Below are 6,724 nucleotides of genomic sequence, written 5' to 3'. Positions count from 1 at the left end.
ATTATCGTGTATTGGGCTCATCACTTATTACATGCACAGCGTATTGAAAGATAAAAAAATATCACTGAGTTTTGCGGGATTATTGGCGTTGTTATACATCACGTTATATATCTTGTTGAATGGCGAAGAATACAGCTTATTACTTGGCTCAATCTTTCTGTTCTTGGCAATCAGCGCAACGATGATTCTCACAAGAAATGTGGATTGGTATGCATTATCACAAACAAGTTCTGTTATTAAGAGAAGAAAAGTAGAGGAGAATGATCATGAGAACTAGAGGATTACGAGAAGATCGAGCAATGAAACAAGCACTCCGAGCATTTATCTTGAGGTTTCATTTAAAGCATAAAACGAAATAAAGCAGTAAAATACAGGGGGTGATAAAGTTATCAGCCCTTTGGTTTGAATAAATAACAATAATAAAAGGTTCACAGCAATGTTAAAAGCTATTGGTAAAGGTATTAATATTATTTGGGAGTATTTTTCTACATTATTTTTGTGTGGAATTATTTTATTTTTAACGCTGAATGTTTATATATTTAGCTATGTATTTGTATTACTTCTTATTATTAGCTCAATTACTTGGTTGTTTACTGCAATATTTAAAAAAGATAAACGTAAAACCAGCTTAATTCGTTTAGGGATATATGTATTAGTGTTTTGTGTATTTTATGGTTATGGGCAATATCTGCAAATTAAGCAAATTGAAACTAGAGAAAATGTTGTTAATCTCATACGGCAATATGAACAAGAGCATGGAAAATATCCTGAGCGTGAATTTATCAATGGCATTAATACAGAATATTCAAAGTATCAAATGCGTTTTATTTATTATTTATTGCCTGCGAAAATCCCTGAAAATGAGCCTTTAATGACGCAAGTTTATCAGTTATCTTATCGAACAATGTTGTTAACACCTTTTGATGATGTTATTTATCGAGGTAATAATAATTGGGAAATTTTTTATGATTAACCCTAAAGTTTGATTCTGTATGAGAATGACAAAGCACATCAAGAAACCAAAAACTTTCTTCTATTTTGCTTATTCTTTGCTACATTAGAATAATCATTCTCATTGCAGAGTTATTCTTAATATGTCTTCTTTTGTTTATTCATTCTTTCAGCAAATTTACGCATTATTGCCATTTTTTATATTGATCGGACTAGGTTATTACCTGGTGCGATTTAGGAAATGGCCGAAAGATTTCACACGAGGATTAACACAGTTTTTATTTAATTTAGCCATCCCTATTATGCTCTTTGGTGTAATGAGCAAATTCCATGAGCAAGAAGATGTTGATCCCAAGTTAATATTGGCATATTTCGGTGGCTCTTTTATTCTCTTTTTTATTGCACATTTCTTTTCTAAAAAGGCTTTAAAGCTGACATCACGGGCAAGTTCTGTATTTGGTGTGGGCACAATCTTTGCCAATAACGTGATGATCGGTATCCCGATCTTAATGCTTTTTATGGGCGATGATGCGATTGCAGTTTCTGCAATGATCATCTCATTCAATGCATTGTTGTTATGGAGTTTGGTTTCTTTCTCAATCGAATGGGCGGATCATGGTTCATTTTCCGTGCGAGGAATGGTGGCGACCTTTAAAGGCGTATTGAAAAATCCAGTTGTAATCGGGATCATGCTTGGTTTATTGGCAAGTTATGTTCGATTGCCGATTCCGCAATTTGCAGGCAAAACGATTTCGATGTTTTCAGATATGGTTGCGCCATTATCCTTATTAGTGCTTGGCATGGGTTTAGCGGAATATCGCATTGGTTCTAGCCTAAAAGTCAGCATATTTTTGGTGTTCTTTAAATTAGTGTTGCATCCACTGGTCATTTGGTTATGCGCTTTAGCTTTAGGTTTGTCTGCATTTGAAACTAAAGCGATCGTAATTTTAGGTTCATTGGCAGCAGGCATGAATGTTTATTTAATGGCTTTGAAATTCAAAGAAATCGAGGATGCAGTTGCATCGGGCATTGTATTGTCAACTCTGTTATCAGCTATCACAACACCAATTATTTTGCTTTTAATGCCATGATTCATTAGCATATTACCGTTCCATTGTGGTTCGAAATCCTCCCACACAAAAAAACTAAGGAGTTTTTATGTCAAATACTGAAGGTTTAACTTTACTTGGCAATCAGAAAACAGAATATTCTGATCGTTATAATCCTGCTGTTTTGGAAGCATTTGATAATGCGCATCCTGAAAGCAATACATTTGTGAAGTTTAACTGCCCTGAATTTACGGCATTATGCCCGATGACTGGCCAACCTGATTTTGCCACAATCTATATCAGCTACATTCCTGATCAAAAAATGGTGGAAAGCAAATCACTCAAATTATATTTATTCAGTTTCCGCAATGAAGGCAGTTTTCATGAAGATTGCGTGAATAAAATGCTGAAAGATTTAGTGAGTTTATTGCAACCAAGATACATGGAAATTTGGGGTAAATTCACACCGCGTGGTGGTATTTCTATTGATCCTTATGTGAATTACGGCATGCCAAATAGTCGCTGGGCTGAATTTGCTGAAACACGTTTATTGAATCATGATTTGTATCCTGAAAAAATTGATAACCGATAATTTCCTTTACAATTTTATAAAATATTGTTGATATAATATTTTCGCCTACTGGCATTTTATTTATTTTAAGGAAAAACATCGTGAAAAAATTATTATTATCCGTATGTTTAGGTTCATCACTAATCTTCTCTTCTGCAGTATTTGCACAAACAGCTTCAGAGCAAAGCATTAAGCAATTAATTGTTGAAACAGGTGCAGCAGAAATGGGCACGATGGTTTTTGATCAATTGTTGGCTCAATTAAAAGCAGCAGGAGCAACAGATGCTCAAATTGCAGAAGTTCAGAAAGAATTTAAAGTTGATCAATTAGTTGATTTGTTGGTGCCTGTATATCAAAAGCAATTTACTGAGGAAGATGTCAAAGCATTCTTAGAATTCTATCAATCTCCTGCAGGTAAAAAATTAGTTGAAAAACAACCTATGATTATGCAAGAGTCTATGGTTGTTGGCCAGCAGTGGGGAATGGGCGTTGCTCAGAAAATTCAAGAGATTTTATCTAAATAGATTTATTGATCTTGGATTTCATAAGCCTGCGAAAGATTATTTCGTAGGTTTTTTTATGTATAAAATAAGCTATATATTAGGCTATCAACTTGATTTTATAAATGCTGACAAGATCATTGTGTTTGTTTAAGTGGAAGTGCTAGAATGATAACTTTTAGTATTTTTAACTACGGTTTTATCGGAATATTATGGAAAAGACATATCAGCCAAGTGCAATTGAATCAAAGTGGTACGGATTTTGGGAATCTAACGGTTTTTTTAAAGCATCAGGTGATGTGACAAAGCCTGCTTATTGTATCGTCATCCCACCACCAAACGTCACAGGTACTTTGCACATGGGGCATGCTTTCCAAGATACGATTATGGATGTATTAATCCGCTATCATCGTATGAAAGGTGATAATACTCTGTGGCAACCTGGTACGGATCATGCAGGTATTGCAACGCAAATGGTTGTAGAACGTCAATTGAATCAACAAGGATTAACGCGTCATGATTTAGGTCGCAATAAATTTGTTGAAAAAATTTGGGAATGGAAAGAGCAATCAGGTGGTGCAATCATGCAGCAACTTCGCCGTATGGGTGCAAGTGCTGATTGGTCACGCGAGCGTTTTACAATGGATGAAGGCTTATCTGAGGCTGTTAAGAAAACATTCGTAGATTTATACGATCAAGGTTTAATCTATCGCGGTAAGCGTTTGGTGAACTGGGATCCTGTTTTGAAAACTGCAGTGTCAGATATCGAAGTTGAATCATTAGAAGAACAGGGGTCATTGTGGCATTTACGTTACCCAATTGCTGGCACTGATGAAGTAATGATTGTTGCGACAACTCGTCCTGAAACAATGTTGGGTGATACAGCTGTTGCGGTAAACCCTAATGATGAACGTTATACGCATTTGATTGGTAAAATGATTGATTTACCATTGACAGGGCGCCAAATTCCAATCATCGCAGATGATTATGTGGATCAAGAATTTGGTACTGGTTGCGTTAAAATCACGCCAGCGCATGATTTTAATGACTATGAAATGGGTAAGCGTCATAACTTACCAATGATCAACATCTTAACAGACGATGCCAAAATTAATGACGAAGCGCCAGAAGCTTATCGTGGGATGGATCGTTTTGATGCACGTAAACGGATTGTTGCAGATTTTGAAGCAGCAGGTTTATTAGAGAAAATCGAACCGCATACATTAAAAATTCCTCGTGGTGATCGCACTGGCCAAGTGATCGAACCATATTTAACAGATCAATGGTATGTTGATGCTAAAACTATGGCAAAACCTGCGATCGAAGCAGTTAAATCAGGCGAAATTAAATTTGTACCTGAAAACTGGGAAAAAACATATTTCGAATGGATGAATAACATTCAAGATTGGTGTATTTCTCGTCAATTATGGTGGGGGCACCAAATCCCAGCTTGGTACGATGAAGAAGGTAATATTTATGTTGCGCATGATGAAGCTGAAGCGCGCACAAAATATAATTTGGATGATCGCCCATTAAAACAAGATGAAGATGTGTTGGATACTTGGTATTCATCAGCATTGTGGCCGTTCACAACTTTAGGTTGGCCTGAAAATACAGAAGAGCTCAAAACTTTCTATCCAACATCTGTGTTGGTAACTGGTTTTGACATCATCTTCTTCTGGGTTGCACGTATGATTATGATGGGTAAACATTTCATGCAGGAAATTCCTTTCCATGAAGTGTATATCCACGGTTTAGTGCGCGACCAAGATGGTCAAAAGATGAGTAAATCTAAAGGTAACGTTTTAGATCCAATTGATTTGATTGATGGTATTGATTTAGAAAGCTTGGTGAAAAAGCGTACCTCAGGTTTGATGCAGCCACAAATGGCAGAGCGTATTGAAAAATCAACTCGCAAAAACTTCCCAGAAGGCATTAAAGCTTATGGTACGGATGCATTACGTTTCACATTTACAGCGCAAGCAACGAATGGTCGTGATGTTATTTTTGATGTTGGTCGTGTTGAAGGTTATTCAAACTTCTGTAATAAAATCTGGAATGCTGCGCGTTTCGTATTCATGAATGCAGAAGATAAGCTGATTGCAGATAATCCTGCTGCACGTTCACACATCGATCATTGGATTTTATCTCGTTTAACTTATGTGAATAAAGAAGTTGAGCGTCATATTGAACAATATCGTTTCGACTTAGCAACACAAACATTGTATGACTTCATCTGGAATGAATTCTGTGATTGGTACTTAGAATTAACTAAGCCAATCTTGAATGGTGATTTCAGTGATGAAGCAAAAGCAGCAACGCGTCATACATTGATGTTTACATTGGATGCGATTTTGAAAATGTTACATCCATTCATGCCTTATATTACAGAAGAGATTTGGCAGCAGTTGGTTGTGATTGCGCCTCAGTTCAAACAAACTGATGGTTTGATCGTTGCAGAATATCCATCAATGGATGTGCGTAATGAAGCATTGGAAGCTGACATTGCTTGGTTGCAATCTGTATTATTAGAAGTTCGTCGTATTCGTGCAGAAATGAATATTGCACCAGGCAAGCCTTTACCTGTGTTATATGAGAATGCATCAGCAGAAGATCAGCGTCGTATTTCTGAAAATGAATTGTTCCTATTGAAAATGGGGCGTTTAGAATCATTGGTAGCTTGTCATGGTGATGCGCCAGAATCAGCAGTTGCTGTTGTGGGAAAAATGCGCTTGATGATTCCATTGGCGGGATTGATCGATAAGGAACAAGAATTAACACGTTTGAATCGTGAGATTTCTAAATTAGCACCAAGCATTCAGCAATTGGCAGGGAAGTTATCTAATGAAGGCTTCATTGCTAAAGCACCTGAAGCTGTTGTGGCTAAAGAGCGTGAGAAATTAGCTGATATGGAAAATACATTGGCTGAATTGAATCAGCAGTTAGTAAAAATCCAAGCTTTGTAATCTTTTAATAGTTTAATAATACATGGCCCTGCGATAGCAGGGCTTTTGCTATAAAAATAGAAATTGCTAAATATGGCACAGCCTGCGTGAAATATATTTATTAGATTAATTAAATAATTAAGGAGGCAAAATGGATTTACCTAAATTTAAATATCATCCTAATGTTTATGAGTTAGATCTTTTTGTCAAAGAGCTAGGTAGATGCTCTGTATGTAACGAAGTACGAGATTTAAAATATGTTGGTTCATTTTATAGTGTGGATGATCCTGATTATTTGTGTCCTTGGTGTATTGTAGCTGGTTCTGCGGCAGCCAAGTATGATGGTTCATTCAATGATTATTGTGGAATAGAAGGTGTTTCGCCTAATCCTGATGATCCTGAGCCAATGATCGATGCTAATTTGCTCGATGAGATCTGCTCAAGGACACCTTCATATTTTTCATGGCAACAAGAAAAGTGGTTAACACATTGCAATGAGCCTTGTGCATTTATAGATTATACAGATACAAAAATGATTGCACCATTTTATAATGAGATTAAGCAGGATTTGGATGATTCAGGAAGAGGATATTCATCCGAAATGCTCCAATATATTTCTCAAGATGGATCTGTTGTGGGGTATTTATTTCAATGTGTGAAGTGTGGCCAGCATAAACTACACATAGATTGCGATTAAGATTGGTGGTT

Annotated in this window: 7 protein-coding genes and 1 riboswitch; all 7 genes read left to right on the top strand. The window is 36.4% G+C overall.

Annotation, left to right across the window (positions count from 1 at the left end):
- The coding region (locus BZK14_RS11445; protein WP_143691463.1) for an inner membrane CreD family protein at positions 1–277 on the top strand (277 nt) is incomplete at its 5' end.
- A 159-nt stretch (positions 278–436) separates the two neighbouring features.
- Complete coding sequence (locus tag BZK14_RS11440; protein WP_077926608.1) at positions 437–973, top strand: hypothetical protein; 537 nt, start codon at positions 437–439, stop codon at positions 971–973.
- A 121-nt stretch (positions 974–1,094) separates the two neighbouring features.
- The gene (locus tag BZK14_RS11435) at positions 1,095–2,042 is read left to right on the top strand and encodes an AEC family transporter (RefSeq protein ID WP_077926607.1); all 948 of its coding nucleotides are present in this window, start codon (positions 1,095–1,097) and stop codon (positions 2,040–2,042) included.
- Between the two features lie 19 nt (positions 2,043–2,061).
- A riboswitch (PreQ1 riboswitch) is annotated at positions 2,062–2,106 on the top strand.
- Between the two features lie 3 nt (positions 2,107–2,109).
- Positions 2,110–2,592, top strand: a complete 483-nt coding sequence (queF, locus tag BZK14_RS11430; RefSeq protein WP_077926606.1) for a preQ(1) synthase — start codon at positions 2,110–2,112, stop codon at positions 2,590–2,592.
- A gap of 80 nt (positions 2,593–2,672) precedes the next feature.
- Positions 2,673–3,095 carry a DUF2059 domain-containing protein gene (locus BZK14_RS11425; protein ID WP_077926605.1) on the top strand — a complete coding sequence of 141 codons (423 nt, stop codon included), beginning with the start codon at positions 2,673–2,675 and terminating at the stop codon, positions 3,093–3,095.
- Between the two features lie 188 nt (positions 3,096–3,283).
- A complete protein-coding gene (locus tag BZK14_RS11420; RefSeq protein WP_077926604.1) occupies positions 3,284–6,037 on the top strand; it encodes a valine--tRNA ligase in 2,754 nt (917 codons plus the stop codon).
- Between the two features lie 130 nt (positions 6,038–6,167).
- Positions 6,168–6,713, top strand: coding sequence for a CbrC family protein (locus tag BZK14_RS11415; RefSeq protein WP_077926603.1), 546 nt, complete (start codon positions 6,168–6,170; stop codon positions 6,711–6,713).
- Positions 6,714–6,724 lie beyond the last annotated feature (11 nt).

The organism is Wohlfahrtiimonas larvae (assembly GCF_002006755.1).
Taxonomy (GTDB): domain Bacteria; phylum Pseudomonadota; class Gammaproteobacteria; order Cardiobacteriales; family Wohlfahrtiimonadaceae; genus Wohlfahrtiimonas; species Wohlfahrtiimonas larvae.
Note: the sequence above shows the minus strand (reverse complement) of the source record. Positions and strands in the feature narration are given on the sequence as shown.

Coding starts and splice junctions, on each gene's coding strand:
- BZK14_RS11420 (WP_077926604.1), top strand. CDS start 3,284: ATGGAAAAGACATATCAGCCAAGTGCAATTGAATCAAAGTGGTACGGA.
- BZK14_RS11435 (WP_077926607.1), top strand. CDS start 1,095: ATGTCTTCTTTTGTTTATTCATTCTTTCAGCAAATTTACGCATTATTG.
- BZK14_RS11415 (WP_077926603.1), top strand. CDS start 6,168: ATGGATTTACCTAAATTTAAATATCATCCTAATGTTTATGAGTTAGAT.
- queF (WP_077926606.1), top strand. CDS start 2,110: ATGTCAAATACTGAAGGTTTAACTTTACTTGGCAATCAGAAAACAGAA.
- BZK14_RS11440 (WP_077926608.1), top strand. CDS start 437: ATGTTAAAAGCTATTGGTAAAGGTATTAATATTATTTGGGAGTATTTT.